The sequence below is a fragment of the Paenarthrobacter sp. NPDC089675 genome (genome assembly GCF_044749185.1).
Taxonomy (GTDB): Bacteria; Actinomycetota; Actinomycetes; order Actinomycetales; family Micrococcaceae; genus Arthrobacter.
The window spans coordinates 320026-343329 of sequence record NZ_JBIVHM010000003.1 but is presented as its reverse complement, the minus strand read 5'-3'; the positions used below and the strand labels follow the sequence as shown (position 1 = coordinate 343329).

At 63.7% G+C, this 23304-nt stretch carries 22 protein-coding genes and 1 pseudogene; 9 read left to right on the top strand and 14 right to left on the bottom strand.

Annotated elements, in window-relative coordinates; translation table 11 throughout:
• Positions 1-64: 64 nt before the first annotated feature.
• From ACIPY2_RS09210 to ACIPY2_RS09185, 6 genes are all read right to left on the bottom strand, one after another.
• Positions 65-1132, bottom strand: a complete 1068-nt coding sequence (locus ACIPY2_RS09210; RefSeq protein ID WP_400266221.1) for a BMP family protein — start codon at positions 1130-1132, stop codon at positions 65-67.
• 266 nt (positions 1133-1398) lie between these two features.
• On the bottom strand, positions 1399-2421 hold the full coding sequence (locus tag ACIPY2_RS09205) for an NADP-dependent oxidoreductase (protein ID WP_400266066.1): 1023 nt from the start codon (positions 2419-2421) through the stop codon (positions 1399-1401).
• A complete protein-coding gene (locus ACIPY2_RS09200) occupies positions 2418-2849 on the bottom strand; it encodes an organic hydroperoxide resistance protein (RefSeq protein WP_400266065.1) in 432 nt (143 codons plus the stop codon). Before ACIPY2_RS09200 ends, ACIPY2_RS09205 begins: the two co-directional genes overlap by 4 nt.
• Positions 2850-2891: 42 nt before the next feature.
• The gene (locus ACIPY2_RS09195; protein WP_400266064.1) at positions 2892-3326 is read right to left on the bottom strand and encodes a MarR family winged helix-turn-helix transcriptional regulator; all 435 of its coding nucleotides are present in this window, start codon (positions 3324-3326) and stop codon (positions 2892-2894) included.
• 119 nt (positions 3327-3445) lie between these two features.
• A complete protein-coding gene (locus ACIPY2_RS09190) occupies positions 3446-4651 on the bottom strand; it encodes an amidohydrolase (protein ID WP_400266063.1) in 1206 nt (401 codons plus the stop codon).
• A gap of 111 nt (positions 4652-4762) precedes the next feature.
• Positions 4763-5896 (bottom strand): mannose-1-phosphate guanylyltransferase, encoded by a 1134-nt coding sequence (locus ACIPY2_RS09185; RefSeq protein ID WP_400266062.1) that lies wholly within the window; start codon positions 5894-5896, stop codon positions 4763-4765.
• 253 nt (positions 5897-6149) lie between these two features.
• Here ACIPY2_RS09185 and sdhC point away from each other — a divergent pair, with 253 nt between their 5' ends.
• The 5 genes from sdhC (at position 6150) to ACIPY2_RS09160 (ending at position 10576) form a co-directional block, all read left to right on the top strand.
• Positions 6150-6530: a succinate dehydrogenase, cytochrome b556 subunit gene (sdhC, locus tag ACIPY2_RS09180; protein ID WP_018777254.1), complete on the top strand. Its 381-nt coding sequence runs from the start codon at positions 6150-6152 to the stop codon at positions 6528-6530.
• Positions 6531-6533: 3 nt separating this feature from the next.
• A complete protein-coding gene (locus tag ACIPY2_RS09175) occupies positions 6534-7010 on the top strand; it encodes a succinate dehydrogenase hydrophobic membrane anchor subunit (RefSeq protein WP_400266061.1) in 477 nt (158 codons plus the stop codon).
• 97 nt (positions 7011-7107) lie between these two features.
• Positions 7108-8907 carry a succinate dehydrogenase flavoprotein subunit gene (gene sdhA, locus ACIPY2_RS09170; protein WP_400266060.1) on the top strand — a complete coding sequence of 600 codons (1800 nt, stop codon included), beginning with the start codon at positions 7108-7110 and terminating at the stop codon, positions 8905-8907.
• On the top strand, positions 8907-9689 hold the full coding sequence (locus ACIPY2_RS09165) for a succinate dehydrogenase iron-sulfur subunit (protein WP_144647665.1): 783 nt from the start codon (positions 8907-8909) through the stop codon (positions 9687-9689). Before sdhA ends, ACIPY2_RS09165 begins: the two co-directional genes overlap by 1 nt.
• A gap of 110 nt (positions 9690-9799) precedes the next feature.
• A complete protein-coding gene (locus ACIPY2_RS09160) occupies positions 9800-10576 on the top strand; it encodes an alpha/beta hydrolase (RefSeq protein ID WP_400266059.1) in 777 nt (258 codons plus the stop codon).
• 77 nt (positions 10577-10653) lie between these two features.
• Here ACIPY2_RS09160 and ACIPY2_RS09155 read toward each other — a convergent pair whose 3' ends face one another.
• On the bottom strand, positions 10654-11958 hold the full coding sequence (locus ACIPY2_RS09155) for an ABC transporter substrate-binding protein (protein ID WP_400266058.1): 1305 nt from the start codon (positions 11956-11958) through the stop codon (positions 10654-10656).
• A 113-nt stretch (positions 11959-12071) separates the two neighbouring features.
• Here ACIPY2_RS09155 and ACIPY2_RS09150 point away from each other — a divergent pair.
• Positions 12072-12917, top strand: a pseudogene (locus ACIPY2_RS09150) (glycoside hydrolase family 43 protein); the annotation flags it as partial.
• A 96-nt stretch (positions 12918-13013) separates the two neighbouring features.
• On the top strand, positions 13014-15203 hold the full coding sequence (locus ACIPY2_RS09145) for a hypothetical protein (RefSeq protein WP_400266220.1): 2190 nt from the start codon (positions 13014-13016) through the stop codon (positions 15201-15203).
• Positions 15204-15215: 12 nt separating this feature from the next.
• On the opposite strand, the gene ACIPY2_RS09140 is transcribed toward ACIPY2_RS09145, so the two are convergent.
• Genes ACIPY2_RS09140 through ACIPY2_RS09110 form a run of 7 tightly spaced genes read right to left on the bottom strand, consistent with a single transcriptional unit; the run spans position 15216 to position 20716 of the window.
• A complete protein-coding gene (locus ACIPY2_RS09140) occupies positions 15216-15368 on the bottom strand; it encodes a hypothetical protein (RefSeq protein WP_400266057.1) in 153 nt (50 codons plus the stop codon).
• Positions 15369-15386: 18 nt separating this feature from the next.
• Positions 15387-16472 (bottom strand): YihY/virulence factor BrkB family protein, encoded by a 1086-nt coding sequence (locus tag ACIPY2_RS09135; RefSeq protein WP_400266056.1) that lies wholly within the window; start codon positions 16470-16472, stop codon positions 15387-15389.
• Positions 16399-17076: a 2'-5' RNA ligase family protein gene (locus tag ACIPY2_RS09130; protein ID WP_400266055.1), complete on the bottom strand. Its 678-nt coding sequence runs from the start codon at positions 17074-17076 to the stop codon at positions 16399-16401. Before ACIPY2_RS09130 ends, ACIPY2_RS09135 begins: the two co-directional genes overlap by 74 nt.
• A 4-nt stretch (positions 17077-17080) precedes the next feature.
• Entirely contained in the window at positions 17081-18184 is a 1104-nt protein-coding gene (trpS, locus tag ACIPY2_RS09125; protein ID WP_400266054.1) for a tryptophan--tRNA ligase, read from the bottom strand.
• 23 nt (positions 18185-18207) lie between these two features.
• Positions 18208-19041: an exodeoxyribonuclease III gene (locus ACIPY2_RS09120; RefSeq protein WP_400266053.1), complete on the bottom strand. Its 834-nt coding sequence runs from the start codon at positions 19039-19041 to the stop codon at positions 18208-18210.
• A gap of 10 nt (positions 19042-19051) precedes the next feature.
• A complete protein-coding gene (locus tag ACIPY2_RS09115; RefSeq protein ID WP_400266052.1) occupies positions 19052-19618 on the bottom strand; it encodes a hypothetical protein in 567 nt (188 codons plus the stop codon).
• A gap of 60 nt (positions 19619-19678) precedes the next feature.
• Positions 19679-20716, bottom strand: a complete 1038-nt coding sequence (locus ACIPY2_RS09110; RefSeq protein WP_400266051.1) for a LacI family DNA-binding transcriptional regulator — start codon at positions 20714-20716, stop codon at positions 19679-19681.
• A gap of 124 nt (positions 20717-20840) precedes the next feature.
• Here ACIPY2_RS09110 and ACIPY2_RS09105 point away from each other — a divergent pair, with 124 nt between their 5' ends.
• Together ACIPY2_RS09105 and ACIPY2_RS09100 are read left to right on the top strand one after the other, a co-directional pair.
• A complete protein-coding gene (locus ACIPY2_RS09105; protein ID WP_400266050.1) occupies positions 20841-21929 on the top strand; it encodes a C45 family autoproteolytic acyltransferase/hydolase in 1089 nt (362 codons plus the stop codon).
• Positions 21930-21964: 35 nt separating this feature from the next.
• Positions 21965-23290 carry an MFS transporter gene (locus ACIPY2_RS09100; RefSeq protein WP_400266049.1) on the top strand — a complete coding sequence of 442 codons (1326 nt, stop codon included), beginning with the start codon at positions 21965-21967 and terminating at the stop codon, positions 23288-23290.
• Positions 23291-23304 lie beyond the last annotated feature (14 nt).

The window sequence follows — 23304 nt, the reverse complement described above, 5'->3', positions numbered from 1 at the left end:
CTACGTCAGGGCAAAAACGCGCCGCCAGTACCGGGGACGGTACTGGCGGCGCGTCCAGGAGTTGCTACTTCTTGGGGCTGGCCGCCGATTCGACCTTCAGCTTCCCGGAGACGATGTCCGCTTTCAGGGAATCGAGCTCCTTCTTGGTGTCTGCCGAGATCGCGGAGTCCAGATCGTGGAACGGGGCGATCGCAACGCCATCGTTGGCAAGCGTGCCTACGTAGGCCTCGTTGCTGAACTTGCCGTCCTTGTCATCCTTCACCACGGTCTCGACTGCTTCACCCATCTGCTTGACCACGGAGGTCAGCATCAGGTCCTTGTACTCGGGAGCGGTGAGGAAGCCGTCGGAGTCAACCCAAATCAACTTGACGTCTTTGCCGGCAGCCTTGGCTTCCTTGAGCGCGGCACCGGCGCCCTTGCCAACAGGTCCGGCAACGGGCATCACGATGTCCGCGCCCTGATCCAGGAGGTTCTTGGTGATCTGCTTGCCGGTGTCCTGCTTCTCGAAGTCACCGGTGAAGGAGCCATCCTGCGTCGCCTTGTCCCAGCCGACAACCTGGACGGACTTGCCCTTGGCCTTGTTGTAGGCCTGGACGCCGTCGTAGAAGCCATCCATGAAGATGGTGACGGTAGGCAGCTTGATGCCGCCGAAGGTTCCAACCTTGCCGGTCTTGGTTGCCGAAGCCGCGGCGTAGCCTGCCAGGTAGGCTGCCTGCGCGGTGTCGTAGACAACGGGCTTCACGTTGGCGACCGGCTTCTCGTAGGAGTAGTCGATGATCGCGAAGTGCTTGTCGGTGTTCTTCTCCGCAGCAGCCTTGGTGGCGTCGCCCAGGAGGAAGCCGACCGTGATGGTCATGTTGCAGCCGGCGGAGATCATGCCGTTGAGGTTGGTTTCGAAGTCGCTGTTGGCCTTGGATTCGGCCGACTTCATGGTGATGCCCAAGTCCTTCTCGGTCTTCTTGAGGCCTTCGAACGAGGACTGGTTGAAGGACTGGTCGTCGAATCCACCGGAGTCGGAAACGATGCAACCGGTGTAGCTGCTTTGGGAGTTGTTGCTGGACCCGGCGTCTGGGGCCTGTCCGCAACCGCTAAGCATGAGCGCTGCTGCGCCCATGGTGGCCACACCGGCCATTGAACCGCGCTTCAGGGTGGCACGCAGTGGTTTCTTCAATGTTCCTCCAGGAAGAAAGTGAGTGGCGCTACGACTGGTGGTCAATGAGTGTCCGTTTCCAAAACCCCGGGGCAGAAATTCTGTTTTCACTGATGCTTCGCAGCACTGCGCCGAAGCGCACTAATAGCAACCACCCTAGTGGCGCACAACACACGGAGGTAGCACAAAAGTGACCCCGGCCCCAGATTGTTGACTTTTTGTTACCAATCGGTAGGCCGGGGTTCACGTCACAGGCGGACGAGCATCTTTCCGGTGTTGGCTCCGTCCAGCAGGTCGATGAAAGCCCGGGGAGCGTTCTCAAGACCTTCAACAATGGTCTCGTCATAGCGCACGGTTCCATCAGCCAGCCAGGCGGCCATCTTCTGGCGGAATTCAGCGGCGTGCTGCCGCTGTCCGCCCACAAGGAAGCCACGGAGCGTCAACTGCTTGCCGATCGCAACGGCCAGGTTTCGAGGCGCGGCCGGCGGCTCGGTGGAGTTGTACTGGGCAATCGCACCGCACATGGCAACCCTGCCGCCAACATTCAAGACGGCCAGCGCCGCCTCAAGGTGCTCTCCGCCTACATTGTCGAAGTACACGTCGATCCCGCGCTCCCCTGCAGCTGCCTGCAGCTGTTCCAGGACCGGAGCGTCGTTGTAGTCGAACGCCGCATCGAAGCCCAGTTCCAGGAGCCGGGCCACTTTGGCGGGCGAACCCGCACTGCCGATCACCTTGGCGGCACCCATGGCTTTGGCGATCTGGCCCACCATGGAGCCCACGGCGCCGGCCGCGCCGGATACGAAGACCACATCGCCTTCCTTGAATTCGGCCACCTTGAGCAAGCCTGCATAGGCAGTCAGGCCGGTCATCCCCAGCGCGCCAAGGAACGCCGACGTCGGGGCCAATCCGGCCGGAACGTTGGTGGCCGCCGCGGCGTCCACTACTGCGTGCTCACGCCACCCCAGCTGATGCACGACGACGTCACCCACCCTGTGTGCCTCCGACCGGGACGCGATCACCTCACCCACCGCTCCGCCGTCGAGCGCTTCATCGAGGCGGAAGGGTGCCGAATAGGACTTTGCATCGTTCATGCGCCCGCGCATGTAGGGGTCCACGGACATGAACCGGTTTTCCACCAGGACCTGCCCGTCGGCGAGTTCGGGTAACTCTATTGTTGCCAGGCGGAAGTTGTCCGGAACCGGTCGGCCGGACGGGCGGGAGGCGAGATGGATTTCGCGGGTGCTGGCCGGAGTTGCTGCGCGGGGGCTCATGCTGCGAACTCCACGAGCTTGAGGTCAACGTTCATGTTGCCGCGCGTAGCGTTGGAGTACGGGCAGACCTGGTGGGCCTTCTTCATGAGTTCCTCGGCCTTTTCGCGGCCAAGTGCGGGGAGGGCGATTTCAAGTTCGGCGGCCAGGCCGAAACCCACACCGTCCGGAAGGGCACCGATGTGGACTTTCGCCGCAACGGCGGAGTCGGTGAGGTCAACGCGTTCCTTGCGGCCTACCAGGCGCAGTGCGGAGTGGAAGCAAGCGGCGTAGCCGGCAGCGAACAACTGCTCCGGGTTGGTTCCCTGCCCGTTGCCACCTAGCTCCACGGGGCTGGCGAGGGCAACATCGAGCTTGCCGTCGTTGGTACGGGCGTTGCCGTCGCGGCCTTCGCCGGAGGCAAGCGCCTCAGCTGTGTAGAGGGTCTTCATGGGTGTATCCCTTTCTGGTGAGAAATCTTCCTGGGCAAGTCTTCAGAGTGAGTTCTGCAGCGCGGCGGTGAGCTTTCCAAGCGTGGCGTGGAGCTCTTCGATCTCGGCAACCGACAAGCCCGCGGCATCGGCCAAGCGCTGGGGAACGGCACCCGCCTTCCCGCTCAACCGGGTGCCTGCATCCGTGAGGACGACGTCGACACGGCGCTCGTCCTCCACGGAGCGATGCCGCTCGACCAGCCCCAGGGTTTCAAGCCGCTTCAGGAGGGGCGACAACGTACCCGAATCCAGTCCGAGCTCAGCACCAAGCTCCCGAACACTCCGCGGTTCCTGCTCCCAAAGGACCAGCATCACGAGGTATTGCGGGTACGTCAGCCCCAACTCGTCCAGCACCGGGCGGTAGACCGCCGTCGCTGCCTTGGAGGCCGAGTACAGCGCAAAGCAGACCTGATGGCGGAGGCGGGGAGCATCACTCATGAAGAAAACGATAGCGCACAATTAAGTTGTGCACAACTCAATTCGGCGTAGCGCCCCACTAGGGGACAGATCACGCTCCACTGAACGCTCAGTGGGCCGCCATCTGTCCCCCAGTTGGGTTATTCGTCGAGGTCGCGGATAGTGCGCAGTGCTGCTGCGGTCAGGACGCGGACCGCGTATCCAAGGGCCCGCTCGTCCACGACGAAATCGCCGCGGTGGAGGTCATACTCCTCACCGCCGGGCGTGTGCGTGCCCAGCCGCATCATGGCGCCGGGGAGGTCGGCCAAGAACCAGGCGAAGTCCTCGCCACCCATGGACTGCGGGGTCAAGACGACGGCGTTCTCGCCCAGTTCCGCGCGGGCCGCGGCCTCAATCAGGGCGGTCTCGTGCTCCGAGTTCACCACCGGCGGGACGCCGCGGGTGTGCTCCAAATGGACATCCACCCCGTACGGCGCGGCAACCTGCTTGACCACTTCATCCAGGAGTTCACCCGCGCTGTGCCAGGCGTCACGGTCCAGGCACCGCATGGTTCCGGCCATGTAGCCGCTTCCGGGAATGGCGTTCGGAGCAGAGCCTGCCGAGATCTGGCCCCAGACAACGGAAACGCCGCTGCGGACATCGACCCGCCGCGACAACACTGCCGGAACGTTGACGGCGATCTGGGACAGGGCGAACACCAGGTCCTCGGTCAGATGCGGGCGCGACGTGTGCCCGCCGCGCCCCGTGAGCTCGATCTTGATGGTGTCCGATGCCGACGTGATGGCACCGATGCGCGTACCGATCTGGCCCACGTTGATGCGCGGATCACAATGCAGCGCAAGGATGCGGGGCACTCCGTCCAGCACGCCTTGCTCGATGCAGGACAAGGCGCCGCCGGGCATGGTCTCCTCGGCGGGCTGGAAAATGATGCGGACGGTGCCGCCCAACGGGTTGTTCTTATGCATGCGCTGAAGCGTCAGGGCAATGCCCAGCATGGTGGTGGTGTGGACGTCATGGCCGCAGGCATGCGTGACGCCATGGTTCTTCGAAGCGAAGGGCAGGCCCGTCTCCTCGATGATCGACAACGCGTCGATGTCGCCGCGGAGAGCCGTGGCGATCGGCCCCTCCCCCACGTCCACCGTCAGCCCGGTGCCTTCGAGCCGGCGCGGTTGCAGGCCCGCAGCCTCGAGCCGCTCCACCAATTTGTCGGTGGTGCGGAATTCCTTGAAGGAGAGCTCGGGGTGCGCATGCAGGTCACGACGGAAGTCGATGAGTCCGGGCAGAAGTTCATCAACCCAGGGTCCTACAACGGGAGTGGGCTCGGTTTCAGTCGAGTAATTGCGCACGTCACAACTCTAGCCAAGCGAGGCCCACGAAGAACGAAAGCCGCCTCTTGGTTACGCTGCGTTCAGGCGCAGGGTCACCAAAGAGGCGGCTCACGGTATAAGGGCAACAGGCTACAGAACGTCAGTGTCTCCGCTTGCCTTGAGGGCGTCAACGGCACCCTTGACGCGCTGCGCATGCTCCTTGGTGGTCACCAGCAAAGCGTCCGGAGTATCCACAATGACCACGTCCTTGATGCCGATCAGGGCGATGACGCGCTTGGTGTCGGAAACCACCACGCCGCTCGCGTTCTCCGCAAAGACACGGGCGCCTTCGCCGAGCACCGTCACTTCATCGACGTCGCCGGCGTTGTTGAGGCGGCCGATCGCGGCGAAGTCGCCGACGTCGTCCCACCGGAAGGTACCGGGCACGACGGCGACATCGCCGGCCGCCGCTGCGGGCTCCGCCACAGCGTAGTCAATGGCAATCTTCGGCAGCGTCGGCCACACCCTTTCGGTGACCTCGGCGCGCCGGGGGGTGTCCCAGGCCCGCGCGATCTCCTGGACGCCGGCAAAGAGCTCGTGCTGGTTCGCTTCAAGGTGCTTGAGCATCAGCGCTACGGGTGCCACGAACATGCCTGCGTTCCAGACGTAATCGCCGGCTTCAACGTACTTGCGGGCAACGTCCTCGCTGGGCTTTTCGACGAATTCGGCCACTGCAAGGGCATTGGGTGCGCCGTCGACCTTCAGGGCCTTGCCCGAACGGATGTAACCAAATCCCGTCGAGGGATGCGTGGGCTTGATGCCGATGGTCACGATCTTTCCGGTGGCGGCAGTAAAGATGGCCTCCCGGACGGTGTCCTGGAAGAGGTCGTCAGGACTGATCACCTGGTCCGCGGCGAAGGAACCCATGATGGTTTCCGGATCCCGCTGGTAAAGGATCGCAGCAGCGAGGCCGATCGCGGCACCGGAATCCTTCGGTTCGCTCTCAAGGACAAGCTCGTCGTCGCCCACTTCCGGGAGCTGGCGGCATACGGCTACGCGGTGCGCCTGGCCCGTGACGACCAGGACCCGCTCACCGGCAAGCGGCTCAAGGCGATCGTAGGTAGCCCGCAGGAGGGTGCTGCCCGAACCGGTCAGGTCGTGAAGGAACTTGGGCGCAGCGGCCCGCGAGAGTGGCCACAGCCGGGTCCCCACACCGCCCGCCGGAATGACCGCATGGAAGCGGTCCAATGGCGATTCCGGAAATGTCGCGTCTTCTGTACTCACCTCAACACTTTATCCGACACCGCTATGAAGCCCTGCCGCACGCCACGGATGTGGCCTTAGTCTCACAGTTCGGCAAAATTCGCGGAAATACGGGAAGGAAACATGGATTTAACAAGCAGAGAAGCAGGTCCTAAATTGAATAAGCTGTAAGCGAAGCCTAGATTTAGGCGTGAGCTACGAGTGCTCTCGCAGCAGGCGTTCCCCCCGCGTGGATCCCATGCCAGCGCCGCTGTGTTGCAGGAAGGTTTATTCAGTGCCGACAAAACCAGCTGGCACCTTGTACCGCGGCCGTGAAGGCATGTGGTCCTGGGTTGGACACCGTATTACCGGTGTAGTGATCTTTTTCTTCTTGTTGGTCCATGTGCTGGACACCTCATTGGTGCGTGTGTCCCCTGAGGCCTACACCGCCGTCATTGGCGCATACAAGAACCCCCTCATGGCCCTGGGTGAAACGGGCTTGGTCGCTGCGATCATCTTCCACGCCTTCAACGGCCTGCGCGTGATCGCCATCGACTTCTGGAAGAAGGGCGCGAAGTACCAGCGCCAGATGCTGTGGGTCGTGCTTGCACTGTGGCTGGTCACGTTCGCAGGCTTCGCCATCCGCCACCTTTCCCTCGCGCTGGGAGGCCACTAAGCCATGACTACTATTGAATCTCCGCGCAGCGGAAAAATCGGATCCGGCAAGATCGCGCCCAAGTACAACCGCACGGGCTCCAGCCGCGGCAACTTCGAGATGATCGCATGGCTCTTCATGCGCCTCTCCGGCGTTGTCCTGGTGGTGCTGATCTTCGGCCACCTCTTCGTGAACCTGCTGGTGGGCGAAGGTATCCACGCCATCGACTTCGGCTTTGTTGCCGGCAAGTGGGCAGATCCCTTCTGGCAGTTCTGGGACCTCGCCATGCTGTGGCTCGCCATGCTCCACGGCACCAACGGCGTGCGCACCATCATCAACGACTACGCGGAAAGGGACGCCACGCGCTTCTGGCTCAAGGCTGTCCTCTACGCCGCTGCTGCCGTCATCATCATCCTCGGCACCCTGGTGATCTTCACGTTCAACCCGTGCCCCGTCGTCGACGGCGTTCAGCTGCCTGGTGGTTTCTGCCCGGCGCCGTAGCAGCTCCCTTGGCGCAGCGGGCCGCAGCCAGCCGCGCCTTACTTTGCGGAGCAGCCTCCGCCGACCATCTGAATTTTTGAAAGAGAGAGCATCTGGTATGCAGGTCCATAAGTACGACGTCGTCATTGTCGGTGCAGGTGGCGCCGGCATGCGCGCCGCGATCGAGTCCGGTCAGCGCGCACGCACAGCGGTACTGACCAAGCTCTACCCCACCCGCTCGCACACCGGTGCGGCCCAGGGTGGTATGTGTGCAGCACTGGCCAACGTCGAGGAAGACAACTGGGAGTGGCACACCTTTGACACCATCAAGGGTGGCGACTACCTGGTTGACCAGGACGCAGCGGAGGTCATGGCGAAGGAAGCCATCGACGCCGTGCTGGACCTGGAGAAGATGGGTCTGCCGTTCAACCGCACGCCCGAAGGCCGGATCGACCAGCGCCGTTTCGGTGGCCACACCCGCGACCACGGCAAGGCTCCCGTCCGCCGTGCCTGCTACGCCGCAGACCGTACCGGCCACATGATCCTGCAGACGCTGTACCAAAACTGCGTCAAGCACAACGTGGAGTTCTACAACGAGTACTACGTCCTCGACCTGCTGATCGTCGAGGAAGACGCCGTCCGCGAAGACGGTACCGCGTACAAGCAGAAGCGCGTTGCCGGCGTCGTATCCTACGACCTCGCTTCGGGCGAACTGCACGTCTTCCAGGCAAAGTCCGTGGTGTTCGCGTCCGGCGGTGCGGGCAAGGTCTTCAAGACCACGTCCAACGCGCACACCCTCACCGGTGACGGCATGGGCATCGCGTTCCGCCGCGGCATCCCGCTGGAGGACATGGAGTTCTTCCAGTTCCACCCGACCGGCCTTGCCGGCCTTGGCATCCTCCTCACCGAGGGTGCACGTGGTGAAGGCGCCATCCTCCGTAACTCCGAGGGCGAACGCTTCATGGAGCGCTACGCCCCGACCATCAAGGACCTCGCACCTCGTGACATCGTGGCCCGCGCCATGGCCAACGAGGTCCGCGAAGGCCGCGGTTGTGGCCCGAACAAGGACTACGTGCTCCTTGACCTGACCCACCTTGAACCCGAGCACATCGAAGCCAAGCTGCCGGACATCACCGAGTTCGCCCGTACCTACCTGGGCGTGGAACCCTTCACGGATCCCGTTCCGGTGTTCCCGACCGCGCACTACGCCATGGGCGGCATCCCCACCAACATCGCCACCGAGGTGCTCCAGGACAACGACACGATTGTTCCCGGCCTCTTCGCGGCAGGTGAAGTTGCTTGTGTCTCCGTGCACGGCTCCAACCGCCTTGGCACCAACTCCCTCCTGGACATCAACGTGTTCGGCAAGCGCGCCGGCATCGCGGCTGCGGAATACTCCAAGACCGCGGACTTCGTTGAACTTCCCGAGGACCCGGAGGCCATGACCCGCGGCATCCTGACGGGCCTGCTCAACGGCACGGGCACCGAGCGCGTGGCACAGATCCGCAAGGAACTGCAGGACACGATGGACGCCAACATGCAGGTGTTCCGTACCAAGGAATCGCTGGAGCAGGTCCTCCGTGACATCGCTTCCTTCGAAGAGCGGTACAAGAACGTCACCGTTCAGGACAAGGGCAAGCGCTTCAACCTGGACCTCCTGGAAGCCGTTGAACTGGGCTTCCTGCTCGACATGGCCAAGGTCATGACCGTCGGTGCCCTGCACCGCGAAGAATCGCGCGGTGGCCACTACCGCGAGGACTTCCCCGACCGCGACGACGAGAAGTTCATGAAGCACTCCATGGCTTACCTGGACAACTCCGTTACCGCCGACTCGTCAGCCGAGTCCGTTGCGGGCATCCGTCTTGAGACCAAGCCCGTCATCTTCACCCGTTACGAGCCGATGGAGCGTAAGTACTAATGACGACCGAAATGGCGGAGCCCGCCTCCAAGATCGAGCTTCCGGCGAGTGTTGCCGGCGACGGTGAAATCCCCACGTTCCACATCACGCTGCGCGTTCGCCGGTACGATCCCGAGATCTCCGACGAAGCCCGCTGGGACGACTACAAGCTGACCATGTACGGCACGGACCGTGTGCTGGACGCCCTGCACAAGGTCAAGTGGGAGATCGACGGCAGCGTATCCTTCCGCCGCTCCTGCGCCCACGGCGTGTGTGGATCGGATGCCATGCGCATCAACGGCCGCAACCGCCTGGCCTGCAAGACGCTGCTGAAGGACCTGGACACCTCCAAGCCCATCACCGTCGAGCCGATCAAGGGCCTCCCCGTGGAGAAGGACCTGATCGTGGACATGGAACCCTTCTTCCAGTCCTTCCGCGAAGTGATGCCGTTCCTGATCAACAAGGGCCACGAGCCCACCAAGGAACGCCTGCAGTCCGTTGAGGACCGTGAGCGCTTCGACGACACCACCAAGTGCATCCTCTGCGCAGCCTGCACCTCGTCCTGCCCGGTCTTCTGGACCGATGGCCAGTACTTTGGCCCGGCAGCGATCGTCAACGCACACCGCTTCATCTTCGACTCCCGTGATGACGCCGGCGACATGCGCCTTGAGATCCTCAACGACAAGGAAGGCGTGTGGCGCTGCCGCACCACCTTCAACTGCTCGGAAGCATGCCCCCGTGGCATCCAGGTGACCAAGGCAATCGCCGAGGTCAAGCAAGCCATCCTGGCCCGCAAGATCTAGTCGCCGTTCCTTCAGGAACAGCACGACGACGGCGCCGCTCACCACTGCTGGTGACGGCGCCGTCGTCGTTAATCAATTGGCAACCCACATCCCAACGCAAGGAGACCAGCGTGTCACGCTCTGAGAAGATCAGCTTCACGGGAAGCACCGGCGATACGCTGGCCGGAATCGTGGACGTACCCGAAGGACCTGTGCGGGGTTGGGGCGTGTACTCGCACGGCCTCACCCTGGGCAAGGACAGCCCGGCCGCTTCCCGAATCTGCAAGGGGCTGGCAGAGCAGGGCGTTGGGATGCTCCGGTTCGACAACCTGGGCCTGGGCGGATCCGAAGGTGAATGGTCGGCCGGTTCCTTCAGCGTCAAGGTGGCGGACACGATCCTGGCTGCAGACTTCATGCGGCTCACCGGCCGGGAGATCTCTTTGCTCGTGGGCCACTCTTTCGGCGGGGCGGCCGTACTGGCTGCGGCCCGGGACATTCCGGGGCTGAATGCCGTAGTGACCGTTGGGGCACCTTATGAGCCTAAGCATGTTGAGCATATGTTCGACGCCGAAATCGACTCCATCCTGCGGGACGGGTCCGCGGTGGTGGACCTTGGCGGCCGGCCGATGGAAATCCGGCGACACTTCGTGGAGGACGTGGAGCGGGCGGACCTGCGGGACTGTATCCGCACCCTCCACAAGCCGCTGATGGTGATGCACTCCCCCACCGACAACACCGTGGGGATCGACAACGCGAGCGAGATCTTCCGTACAGCACGACACCCCCGAAGCTTCATTTCCTTGGAAGGCAGCGAACACCTGCTCACCGGGAAGGGCCAGGCAGCGCGGGTGGCCCGAATCATCGGCGCCTGGGCCGATCCGTACTTGGAAATCCGCGACGCCGGCTAACGGCACGGTCCTAGGAGGGGACAGCAAACGTTCCACTGGTGGCTCAGTAGAACGTTTGCTGTCCCCCAGTTGGGTGCTTACTTCCCGATCGCGGCCTTGCTCTCGCTGAGCCACTGGTCCGCAGCCTTCTCCGGGCTCAGGCGCTTGAAGAGGACCTCCGTGTTGATGCGCGCCGTGATCTCGGAAACGGCCGTGGAACCAGTGGGGCCAATGTAGGTGGGGGCGAAGTCCATCTTGCCGATTTGGTCGATGTAAGCAGCCTCAACCTTGCCCTGCGGCGCGAGCAGGCCCTGGATGGCCGTACGCATCCCGGAGTTGCTGGGCACGCCGCGATCGCTCTGGATGATCTTGGCTGCTGCCTCGTTATTCACCAGGAAGCTCACGAGTTTGGCTGCAGCGTCCGTATGCTTGCTGCGGGCCGAGATGGTGTAAAACTGCGAAGACTGCAGCCAGATACCCGGCGTGGGCGTCTCCCCCGGTAGTTTCAGAAGCTTGAGCTCGGCACCGGATGCCTTGCTGAGGGCCGAGAGTGAGTTGCTCCAAGTGAGCATCATGCCCGCCTGGCCCATGCCCATGAGGGTCTGTTCCGTGCTCACGTTGAGCTTCTCAACGGTTTCCGAGGCGCTGGGGGCAGCACCTGATTCACTCAGTTTCAGGGAGTAGTCGAAGTAGGCCTGGACAGTGTCCTTGTCCAGACCCAACTGGCCGTCCTGGGTGTAGAGGGACTTGCCGCGCTGGCGGGCGAAAGCATCCAGGGAATCGTGGGTCAGTACCGTCGCCGTGCCATAGGTGCCCTTGGGACTCTTGGACGTGATCTCGCCTGCGATGCGGGCGAAGTCGTCCCAGCTCCACTTGCTGTCATCCGGAAGTGCCACGCCCGCGGCCTGGAAAACGGCCGGGTTCACAACGATGGCAAGGGCGTTGGCGCCTGTGGAGACGCCGTACTGCGTCCCCTTGACCTGACCGTTTTCCACTGCGCCCTGATCCAGCTTGGACAGGTCCAGGGATCCGCTGACCTTGGAAAGATCGAGCAGCGCGCCGCGGTTCGCGTACTCGGCTGGGTAGGCACCACCCATGGTGATGACGTCCGGAGCATCATTGGCAGCCACCTGCGTGGCGAGCTTGTCGAAGTAGCCACCGATGTCGCCATACTCGGGCTTCACCTTGATGTTGGGGTTGGCTGCCTCGAATTCGGCGATCGCCTTGTTGGTCAGCTCGGCGCGGCCGGCGTTCCCCCACCAGGAGAACCGGATCTCCACGGGGCCATTTTCGGGTTGGTTGTTGCTGCTGCCCCCGGCACATCCGGTGGCGAGCCCGGCGAGGCCCAGGGCTGCGGCGAAGGCTACTGTCTTTCGGATATTACGTAGAGATTTACGCACCATTGGGTAAGCTTCTTTCAGGCTGAGAAAACGGTTCCTGAAACGTATCAAGTACACTCTGAAGCGTCAATAGTTCTGATCGTTAACTATTTAGCCCTGTCCCCGGAGGCCCCGCCGTGACCCAGCAACTGACCGACATCCAGATCCGAGACCCCTACGTCCTGACGCTCCCCGCTACCGGTGAATACCTGCTTTTCGGCAGCACCGACAAGAACATCTGGTCCGGACCTGCCACCGGATTCGACTGCTACCGCAGCCGCAACCTCAGCGATTGGGAAGGTCCCGTTCCGGCCTTCAGGCCCACGCCTGGATTCTGGAGCCAGGAACAATACTGGGCACCCGAAGTGCACGAATACCATGACCGCTTCTTCATGTTCGCGACGTTCACCGCCCCGGGACATTTCCGCGGCACCCAGATACTTTCCAGCGATCTCCCCGAGGGCCCCTACACACCTTGGAGCGACGGTCCGGTCACGCCCAGCGACTGGGAGTGCCTGGACGGCACACTGCATGTGGGCGCAGACGGAACACCTTGGCTGGTCTTCTGCCACGAATGGAAACAGATCCGCGACGGCGCCATCGTGGCACAACAGCTGAGCCCGGACCTTCGCGCGGTGGTTGGCGAACCAACCGTGCTGTTCACGGCGTCAGAAGCACCGTGGGCGCGGGCCCTGGACAAACCGACGGCGGCGGACAAACCCTCAGCACAGGACAACCCCTCGGCGTCCGGCCAAGCGATTTACGTCACCGACGGCCCCTTCCTCCACCGGCTCGCCAGCGGGAAGCTCATCATGCTCTGGTCCAGTTTCGGAGACGAGGGCTACGCCATGGGCATCGCCCGAAGCCAGTCCGGGACGGTGCATGGACCATGGCTCCAGGAACCGGAAGCTTTGTGGAGCAAGGACGGCGGACACGGCATGATCGCCCGGAACCTGGACGGCAGCCTGTTCCTCACCCTTCACCAGCCCAACAAAAGTCCCCACGAACGTGCGGCCTTCTTTGCCCTCCGGGAACTCGAGGACACTGTGATCCTGGACAGCTTGCCCCCGAAGTCCAGGATCGATCGCGAATCGTTGGTCCGGCGTCACAACGTACAGCAACAGGAACTCGATCCACGCAGTCCTGTGTCCGTAGGCAATGGCGAGTTTGCCTTCACGATGGACCTCACCGGGCTGCAGACACTTCCCGGCGCCTACCCCGTGGGGGCACGCGACGACCTTCCGCCCGGAACGCTCCTTGGCACGCAGGCACAGTGGGGCTGGCACTCAGTTCCATCCGCAGCGTCCTACGACCTTGCCGGCTCCACCGTCTTGTACGACTCGCCCCGCGGCCCCGTGCCTTACGTGGACATGGTGGGCGACATCGTCAACGACCGCGAAACAGACACCTCTCACGCGGAAACGTGGCTGCGCGCCAACCCGCACCGGCTGGATCTCGGGCGGATCGGCTTCCGGCTGGTGGAGGATGGGGTGGAACGCGCCCTGACGCCGGCTGACATCGCGGGAACCGAGCAGACCTTGGACCTCTGGACCGGCGTGGTGACAAGCCGCTTTTCGGTAGCCGGCTACCGAGTGAAGGTTACGACGGCGTGCCACCCCGATCGTGACGAGCTCGGCTTGCGCGTGGAGTCGCCCGCGTTGGGGACAGGACTGGTGATCGGCATCGACTTCCCGTACGGCTCCGAAGCCTGGCATGACGCCGCCGACTGGGCCAAGCCGGAAGCGCACACCACATGCCTGGGCGCAGCCAGTCCGGGTGAGCTGCGCGGTGACTCAAGCTGGGTTGTCCACCGTGAACTCGACGATTCACGCTACGACGTCGTCATCACCGGGCGGGAACTCCAGGTCCAACAAACGGGAGATCATTCCGTGCGCGTAGGACCGGAACAGCGCGGGACGGTGCTCGATCTGTCCATCGCTTTCGTTTCCAGTGGAGATGGTGACTGCGTCCCGCGGGGCAACAACAGGGCCGGCTGGCAAGCAACCACGGCGGGCCGGGCAGCAGAGCCGGGTTCCGGCGTCGTACGCGCTCTTGAAATTGAGGCCGGAAGCAGGGTCGCGGCAGCCTCGGCCGGCTACTGGCCGGAGTTCTGGGGCTCAGGCGGGGCGATCGAACTTGACGGCACTGATGATCTACGGGCCAAGGAATTGGAACGCCGGATTGTGCTCTCGCAATACCTGACCGCGGTGAACTGTTCGGGCTCAATGCCGCCGCAGGAAACCGGACTGGTATGCAATTCGTGGCGTGGCCGGTTCCACCTGGAAATGCACTGGTGGCATGCCGCCCACTTCGCGCAATGGAACCGTCCGGCACTCCTGCTGCCTTCATTGCGCTGGTACTCCACTGTGCTGGAGACCTCGCGTCGGACGGCCAAGGAACAGAGCTTCGCCGGTGCCCGCTGGCCCAAACAGGTGGGGCCGGACGGGCGGGAAAGTCCAAGCCCCATCGGGACGTTCTTGATCTGGCAACAGCCACACCCCATCTATCTGGCCGAACTGGCCTACCGGGCCAATCCGGGCCGCGAAGTGCTGGAAGAGTTCGCCGAGATCGTGTTCGAGTCGGCGGAGTTCATGGCCGGGTTCGCCCATCCGACCCAGCGCGGCTTTGAACTCGGACCTCCCTTGGTTCCTGCGCAGGAGAGCTACGGGTCGATCCGGGGAAGAGTCAGTAATCCCACGTTCGAGCTTGCCTATTGGCAATGGGCGCTGGGCATCGCCTCGGAATGGCGCAGAAGGCTTGGTCTGGAGCCAGTGGCCGAGTGGGATCGAGTGGCGGAAGGCATGGTGAAACCCCATGTCATGGACGGCGTCTATGCGGCCATCGACGTTGAGCCCTTCACCATCCGCACCGACCACCCGTCCATGCTGTGCGCCCTGGGTGTCCTGCCGGAGACTCCACTGATCGACCCGGCCATCATGAGGGCAACACTGCACGACGTGCTGGCGGACTGGGACTGGGCCAGCACATGGGGCTGGGACTACCCGGTGATGGCCATGACGGCTGCGCGTCTGGAGGACCCGGAAGCAGCGGTCAATGCCCTCCTGCTGGACGCCGGGAAGAACACCGTGCTGGCCAACGGGCACAACCGGCAAACCGATTCGCTGCCGCTGTACCTTCCCGGCAATGGGGGCCTCTTGGCGGCAGTGGCCCTCATGGCGGCGGGTTGGGACAACGGACCGCAGCGGCATGCGCCGGGGTTCCCGCCGGAGTGGACGGTGGCCTGGGAGGGTTTGGTCAAGGCGCCGTAAAGAGGATGCTTCCTAGCCTCGCTTAGGGCCTAGTGACGCCCCCACCAATGCGCCCAGGCCTACTCCGATCAGGATGCCGAGAAACGGCGAATTGAAGACCAGTTGGCCAACGACGAGCCCGGCCGCAGCTCCAACGAGGCAGGCGATCCACAGCTGGCTGTTCACGCTTCCTCCAGACGGGTGTCAGGTTTGGGGTGTGGCCCGGCGGGCGCCGAGGAACCTCTTGCGGGGCGTCTCCCCTGCCTGCTCATCAGCTTCGCGGATCGCCGACCACGAGGCCGAGACCAGATACACCTGGCTGACGAGGTTGAACCAGATCAGCAATCCGATGATGATCGCGAAGGAAGCGAGGACCGGGTTGTTGCCCGCCCTGGCCAGGAGTTCCGTGCTGAACAACTGGAGGATGGTGGTTCCGACACCGGCCAGGACCACTCCCTCCAGGAACGCCCGACGCCCCAGCTCGAGTCCCCCTGCTATGCGGAACAGGACGCCCGCTGTGGCACAGTTGAGCAGGAGGGGAACCACGATCTTGACGACGGCGGCAATCGGTCCCGCGATCGCCTCGTCCAAGCGCAAGACGGAGAAAAACCAGTCGGCGGCGGTACCGAAAACCAAGGACGCGCCGGCGCTGACTACGAGGATCACGCCGAGCAGCAGCAGGGTGCCGGCGTCGAGCAGTTTCTGGATCAGCGCGCTGCGCTGCAGCGGATCCGCGCGCATCACGCCACGCAAACCTTCGCGCACACTCGCGATCCATCCAAGCGATGTGAAGATGGTGACAGCTGCCGCAATGACGGCCGTCCACCCCAGTCCCGAGGGATTGAGCAGGGTCTGCGGATCAACCAAGCCCTCTCCCCCGTTGACCTGGAGGAGCCCCGGAGCGGCGGAAGCAACACTCTTGACCACGGCGTCCACCAGGACCGGGTTGCCTCCCAGGACGATGCCCGCGATGGCGAAACCGGTGGTGAGGAGACCGGTCACCGAGAAAAACATGTTGAAGCCGATGCCGGCGCTGAGCAGGGGGCCGTGCTGACGCGAATAGTGCTGGAAAGAGCGCATGGCCCGGTTGGTGTTCAGCCTGGCGAGGGCGAGGGCCACGAACACCCCAAGCCTCTTCGGCAAGGCGTCGCCGGCACGCTTGCTGTGGCCCCAGTCCTGGCGTTTGTGGAGAAGCTCCAGTTTGAGCTTGGCCAGCTCAGTTGGCAGCGGAGGACTGTCCGCCTGTTGACGTGGGTTCCGCCTGCTGGTCTTCGTCACTGTCGCCGCCAAAGTCGAGCTCTTCCCGTAGCTGCCAAATTCCATTGGTGTCGTGCTCGTAAAGTCCCATGCTAACCACAGGGAAGGTGGCCCGGTAATCACTGAGGACCGTTTCGGCCTCGTCAAGATTTTCCTGGGCCACGTCATGGGCAACTGTGACGTGCGGGTGGTACGGGAAAGGAAGCCGCCGCTCCAAGGGTCCGGTCTGGAGTTTCTCGTGCAACTGCACGCATTCCTCGAAGCCTTGTTCAACATTCACGAACACCACGGGCGAAACCGGCCGGAAGGAGCCCGTACCGGAAATGGTGATGGTGAAAGGTGCCTGGGTCCGGGCAACTTCACGGACGTGGTCCCGTGTGGCCTCCCAGTCCTGTGTTGGCGTGGTGGTGACCAGGGTGATGTGCGCGGGGATGACCTCCGCCATCGGGTCGCCGAACGACGCCCGCCATTCCTGGAGTTCCTTGGCGATCCCTGGCGGGAAGCCGAGGATCACCCCGACGCACATGGCGTCACCGGCACCGCAACCGGTGCCGGTGACAGCGGGCTGGCGCGAATTGTCCGGACCGGCTCCCCGTGGGGTGTCGGTCTTGACGTTGGGCTGACCAGCGGCGCACATGGATCTAGAGGGCTCCCTGGTTGCCGGTGTTTCCGCGGTAGGGCAGGAAGCCAACCTTGGAGTACACATCTGCCAATGTGGCCGAAGCGATCTCCCTGGCCTTGTCCGCGCCGTGGGCCAGGAGGCGGTCCAGTTCGGCGGGGTCTGCCAGGAGTTCGTTGGCGCGCTCCCTGATAGGGGCCAGGTGGCCGGACACGAGCTCGGCAAGGTCCACCTTGAGGTGGCCGTACATCTTGCCTTGGTAGTCGGCCACGATCTTCTCCACCGGGGTACCGCTGATGGCGGAGTAGATGGTCAGCAGGTTCGACACACCGGGCTTGTTCCCGCGGTCGTACCGGATCTCGGTCTCGGTGTCCGTCACGGCGGACTTGATGCGCTTGGCTACAGTCTTGGGATCGTCCAGCAGGTTGATAAGCCCGGCCGGTGATTCCGCCGACTTGGACATCTTCGCCGTGGGGTTCTGGAGATCGTAGATCTTGGCCGATTCCTTCTGGATGAAGGCCTCCGGCACCTGGAAGGTCTCACCGAAGCGGCTGTTGAACCGGTTGGCCAGGTCCCGGCTAAGCTCCACGTGCTGGCGCTGGTCCTCGCCCACCGGCACACCGTGCGGCTGGTACAGGAGGATGTCCGCGGCCTGCAGGATCGGGTACGTGAACAGGCCAACACTGGCATGCTCCGAGCCCTGCTTCTGGGCCTTGTCCTTGAACTGGGTCATGCGGCTGGCTTCACCCATGCCGGTGATGCAGTTAAGCACCCAAGCGAGCTGGGCGTGCTCAGGAACCTGGGACTGGACAAAGAGCGTGCACTTCTCCACATCCACGCCGCCTGCAATGTACTGGGCGGCAGTCACGCGCGTCCGGCGGGCAAGTTCGGCAGGGTCCTGCGGAACGGTGATGGCGTGCAGGTCCGGAATGAAGAAGACGGCGTCGTACTCGTCCTGCATACGGACCCAGTTGACCAGCGCGCCAAGGTAGTTGCCCAGGTGCAGCGAGTCCGCCGAGGGCTGCATTCCGGAAAGCACCCGGTGCTTGGCGCCGGCAACGGGCTTGGTGGATGTCACGGGGGTAGCGGCCGGCAGAACGGCTGCGTCGGTTTCAGCAGTAGTCATGGGGATGGTAACTTTCGTCAAGCTTAGAGCCGGTAGTCAACAACCAGCGGTGCGTGGTCAGAGAAGCGGGTGTCCCACGAAGGCGCCCTGTCCACTACTGCCGAGAATGCTGCGGCAGCCAGTGCGGGGGTGGCCAGGTGGTAGTCGATGCGCCAGCCTGTGTCAGTGTCAAAGGCTTTTCCGCGCTGGGACCACCAGGTGTAGGGGCCGGCGACATTTCCTGCCAGGCCCCTGTGGACATCCCTCCATCCGATCTCTTCGCCGAAGAAGCGGTCGAAGTACGCACGCTCCTCCGGAAGGAAGCCGGCACGCTTGACGTTGCCCTTCCAATTCTTGATGTCGAGTTCCGTGTGCCCGACGTTGAGGTCGCCAACCACCAGCGCATGGTCGCTGTGCTTGGCCAATTCGGGCAAGCGGGTGGTCATGGCATCAAGGAAGCGGTATTTGTCATCCTGCTTGGGAGTGCCGGCCTCGCCCGAGTGGACGTAGGCACTGACGGCGGTCAGCGTGGTGGCCTCCCCGGCGGCATTGTGCAGGAGGAAGTCTGCTTCAACCCAGCGTCCGGACTTGTCAAAGTATTCGTCGCCGTTGCCCACGCGGGTGGCAGTGGGCTCCTGCCGGGAAGCGATCGCAACCCCGGCACGGCCTTTGGCTTCGGCCTCGGCGTGCAGGATGTACCAGCCCTCGCCGATCAGTGTATTGACGATGTCATCCGGAGCACGGACTTCCTGCAGGCAAAGGATGTCGACCTCGCGCGGCTCCAGCCATTCCGCCATGCCCTTCTTGTAGGCAGCCCTGAGGCCGTTGACGTTGACTGATGCGATGCGAAGGAAATCCTTCTTCAATGCCGTGCTCACCCGCTCTACTCTAGTCGATGATGGTTCCGGCCACGGGCTCGTCGGAGCCTCCGGAGGACTTGATCATGTCCCTGCCGTTGGTGGCCGTGATGGCAATCGTTTCCAGTGCCCGGTTGATCGTGTCCTGGTTGGCGGCGTCACCCTTGGCGCGTTCCTCGTCAACCACGCGGACCTGCACCTGGACGATCTTGAAGGAGTGGTCCAGCTTGAGGTCACGGACATCGTCCGCCTGACTGCGTTCGGACACTACGCGGGTGCCCCCATGGTCCGCGGAGGACGACGACGGCGCGCGGCCCGTTGCCGCTGCGAACGCATTCTGCGCTTCGGACAACTTGGCACCGGCCCGCTTGGCGGCCCGCTGGATGCTGAAGACCACGAAAGTGGCGAGGGCCAGCCAGCCGAAGGACACAACGGCAACGACCCAACCCACGACGTCGTTCTGGTTGGCTGCGAAGATCACTGCCACCAGGAAGGCGATGATCACAACAGTCATTCCCAACCCGCCTATGCGGAAGCCCTTCAGGGGGCCGCGGGCGGAAGTGGACGTAGCGGGGTGCGGGTCACCGAGAGATTGCATGGCTCTATTCTCTCAAACGCCCGGAGGTGCCCTGCACGCTTCCACGGATGGCGAACAGGGTCAGCCGCGCGTGGTTGATTCGCGCTGGAGGAAGCGTGCCGGCAGCAGCAGCGGTTGCCGGTCCGAGGCTCCGTCCATCAGCTCACAGAGTGTGCCCACCAGCGCAGCAGCCGCCGCGGGGATATCGACGTCGAGCGCCGAGATGGGCGGGTGGTGCTGCCTGCTGTGTTCCGAGTCGGATCCGGTGCAGACCAGGACGTCGCAGGGAATCTCCAACCCCCTTTCCTGCATCGCGCCCGCAACACCGCTGGCATGCCTGCCCGTCAGGCAATAAACGGCGTCCGGCACTCCTTCGGCGTAGATTTCGGCGCCCAGTTGCCGTCCCCCGTCGATGCCGGCCCTCTCGGGCACGTGGTGGATCCGGGGTTCACGGCGGGTCTCCCCGCACCAGGCGACGTAAGCGGCTTCGCAGTCAAGATTCCAGGCATTGGCGTCGGTCCCACCTACGTAGGCGATGCTTTGCGCTCCGGCGCCCGCCAAATGGTCCAGGACGAGCCGGGTGGAGGCGGCGTCGTCGTGGGCCACCCAGTTGCCGAGGTCGGGCCGCCCGGGGTCGCGGTCCCAGGTGACATACGGGATGCCGCGCTTCTCCAGCAGACGCACCACGGGATCGTCGTAGTGCGGAGCGAAGACGATGTAACCGTCCAAGGACATCGAGAACGGCGGCAAAGGGCTGCGGCTCAGGTCCGGGACCAGCATGAGGCCCAGGTTGCGGTTCAGGGTTTCCGAAGCCACGGCGCCGGCGAGTTTCATGAAGACATCCACGCCGTTGGGTCCGTAGTTACCCAGGCTGTCGAGGGAGCGGAAGACGAGTCCGATCGCGTTCATGGTTGAGCTGCGCAGGCCCCGCGCCATGGCGTCGGCGACATAGCCAAGGTCCGCAGCGGCTGCCTGCACCCGCTGCCTCGTGGCGGCGCTGATCACGCCTTTGCCGTTGAGGGAGTGGGACACCGTGGTGATGGACACGCCGGCTTTCCTGGCGACATCCCAGATGGTTGCACCCTGCTGAAGCTTGTGCGCTTTTGCTTCGCGGACCATGAAACGGCCTCCTGCCGACCCTTCTGATGAAGCGACGTTAAATTCTTTGGCACACCCTACACAAAAACGTTTTTGTTCCGTACTTTGAGCGTCACCAATGATCCACGACACTCCAAGGAACTCCATGAAGCTGCACCACCACACCTCCCCGGAACCAGACCCTCGGCTGCGCGGGCTGGAGATCGGCCGAACCTGGGACACGCAGACACGTGCAGCAGCCAAGCTCTATGCGGACTTCTTCGCCACGCTCGGCATCACTCCGCAAACAGTTCGGGCTGTCGCCGAGCAAAGCCACCGATCCCTGCGCGCTTGGAGTCCCGCCCTCGCGGCAGAGGCTGAAGGCTGGGCCGAGGGCGCAGGCCTTGAAACCTGGGAACTCGGCGTGGTCACCGCCCGAACAGAGATCCTGGTGGCCGCACCAAAAAAGGCCGGTTCCCATGAATGTTCGACGGCGGTCTACGCACCTGCCGCCGCCGGCAACCCGCAGACCATGCAGACCTGGGACTGGCACCAGCACCTCACGCCCGAGGGGTTGTTGCTGCAGGTAACACCCAGGGAGGGCTGGATCACCAAGACCTTCACGGAATTCGGCACCCCGGGCAAGATCGGGGTCAACAACCAGGGCCTCGGGCTGCACTTCAACATCCTCTCGCACGCAAGCGACAACAGCTCAGGCGGCGTTCCCGTGCACGCGGTCGCACGGCGCATCCTGGACGAGGCAGCCACTGTTGAGGAGGCCACCGCGATCGCATCATCCGCCGTGGTCAGCGCATCCACGGTGTTCACTGTCTTCACCGCCGGTACCGGCTCGAGCACCTCCGCAAGGGCCGCCAGCCTGGAGGTCTCACCCGCAGGCACCGCCGTCGTCCATCCCGGCGACGACGGTTGGCTGCTCCATACCAACCACTTCCTTGATCCTGCGCTGGCTGAAGCGGACACGATCGACCACGACGCCCTGTCACCGGAGCGGTTGGCGCACCTGGAGCAAGTGCGCAGCAGCTTGGAGGGCCGCGGTGCCACCGAACGGGCGCGGCAGTTCTGCTCGGCCGCCGGCGAATCGTCGGTGGTGTGCTTCCACCCGGACGCCTCAGCGGCACCACATGAGCAGTGGCAGACCCTGCTGACCATCGGCGTCGACGTCGCCGCGGGCACCCTGGAGTATGCCGCCGCCAACCCTGCCCAGGCAGCCCGCACCGGCTTCCAAACGTTCTGACCCCAACCATCAATCCCCCAACGAAAGGCACGTCCTTGCCGCAATCGATTCAGCCCAATGTTGCGCTGGAAACATCACAACCACACTCCAAACGTCCTGTTTCCGCGCTCCGCACGTTCTTCGTCTCGTGCTTCGGCACAGCACTGGAGTTCTACGACTTCACCATCTACGGACTCGCGGCGGCCCTCGTGTTTCCGCAGCTGTTCTTCCCCGACCTCGATCCTTTGACCGGGACGCTGGTGGCCTTCGCGTCCTTCGGCGCAGGCTTCCTCGCCCGGCCCCTGGGCGGGATCGTACTGGGTCACTTCGGCGACAAGCTGGGCCGCCGCAAAATCCTGGTCCTGACGCTGCTGATGATGGGCGGAAGCACGTTCCTGATCGGCTGCTTGCCCAGTGCCGCCACACTTGGTTCGGCCGCACCGATACTCCTGATCGTCCTGCGCCTGGTCCAAGGGTTCTCGGCCGGCGGCGAATGGGGCGGCGCTGCGCTGGTGGGCATTGAAGCTGCGCCCGCAGGGCGCCGGGGCTTCTGGGGAAGCTTCACCAGCATGGGCATCGGGCTCGGCGTGCTCCTGGGTTCGGGCGTGTTCTCGCTGACGGATGCCGTTGCCGGTGGCGAAGTGGCCGCCTTTGCCTGGCGGGTGCCGTTCTGGATCGGCGGCCTGCTGGTAGTCGCCGGACTGGTGGCCCGGCTCTCACTCCCCCAGGACGAACGTCCGTCCACCCAGGAAACGCCCAAGATCCCGCTGCTGGCAGTGCTGAAGTCCCATCCCCGCAGGATCCTGCTCTCCATCGGCGTGAGCTACGGCTACAACACGTTCACCTACATTGCCACGGTGTTCCTCATGTCCTACGTGCTCCAGCACGGTTACTCCGGGACCGAATCTCTCCAGTTCCAGCTCTGGGGTGCTGTGGCCAGCGTGATCTCGGCTCCCCTGGCTGCCGCTTTGTCAGACCGGATCGGCCGTAAACCCGTGATGGTGGTCGGCTCCGCCATGCTGATCATCTATTTCGTACTGTTCTTTCCATCCATCGAGACACACACGGGATGGCTCGCCCTGCTGATGTTCACCCTGGGCGGCGCGCTGAACACCGTTCCGCAGGGACCACTGCCTGCCTTCCTGGGCGAGCAGTTCCCGGCGGCGTCGAGGTACTCGGCGATTTCCGCCAGCTACCAGATTGGTTCGGCACTTGGCGGAGGTACCGCCGCAACGGTGGCGACGGCGCTGCTGATCGCCAACCACGGCGACCCGATCGGCGTCGTGATTTACACCGTTGCCGCACTGGCAATCATGGGCTTGTGCTCGTGGGGCCTGCGGGACAACGCCAAACTGACCATGGTGGAGATCGAAGCAGCCTGAACCGCGCGGCTGCG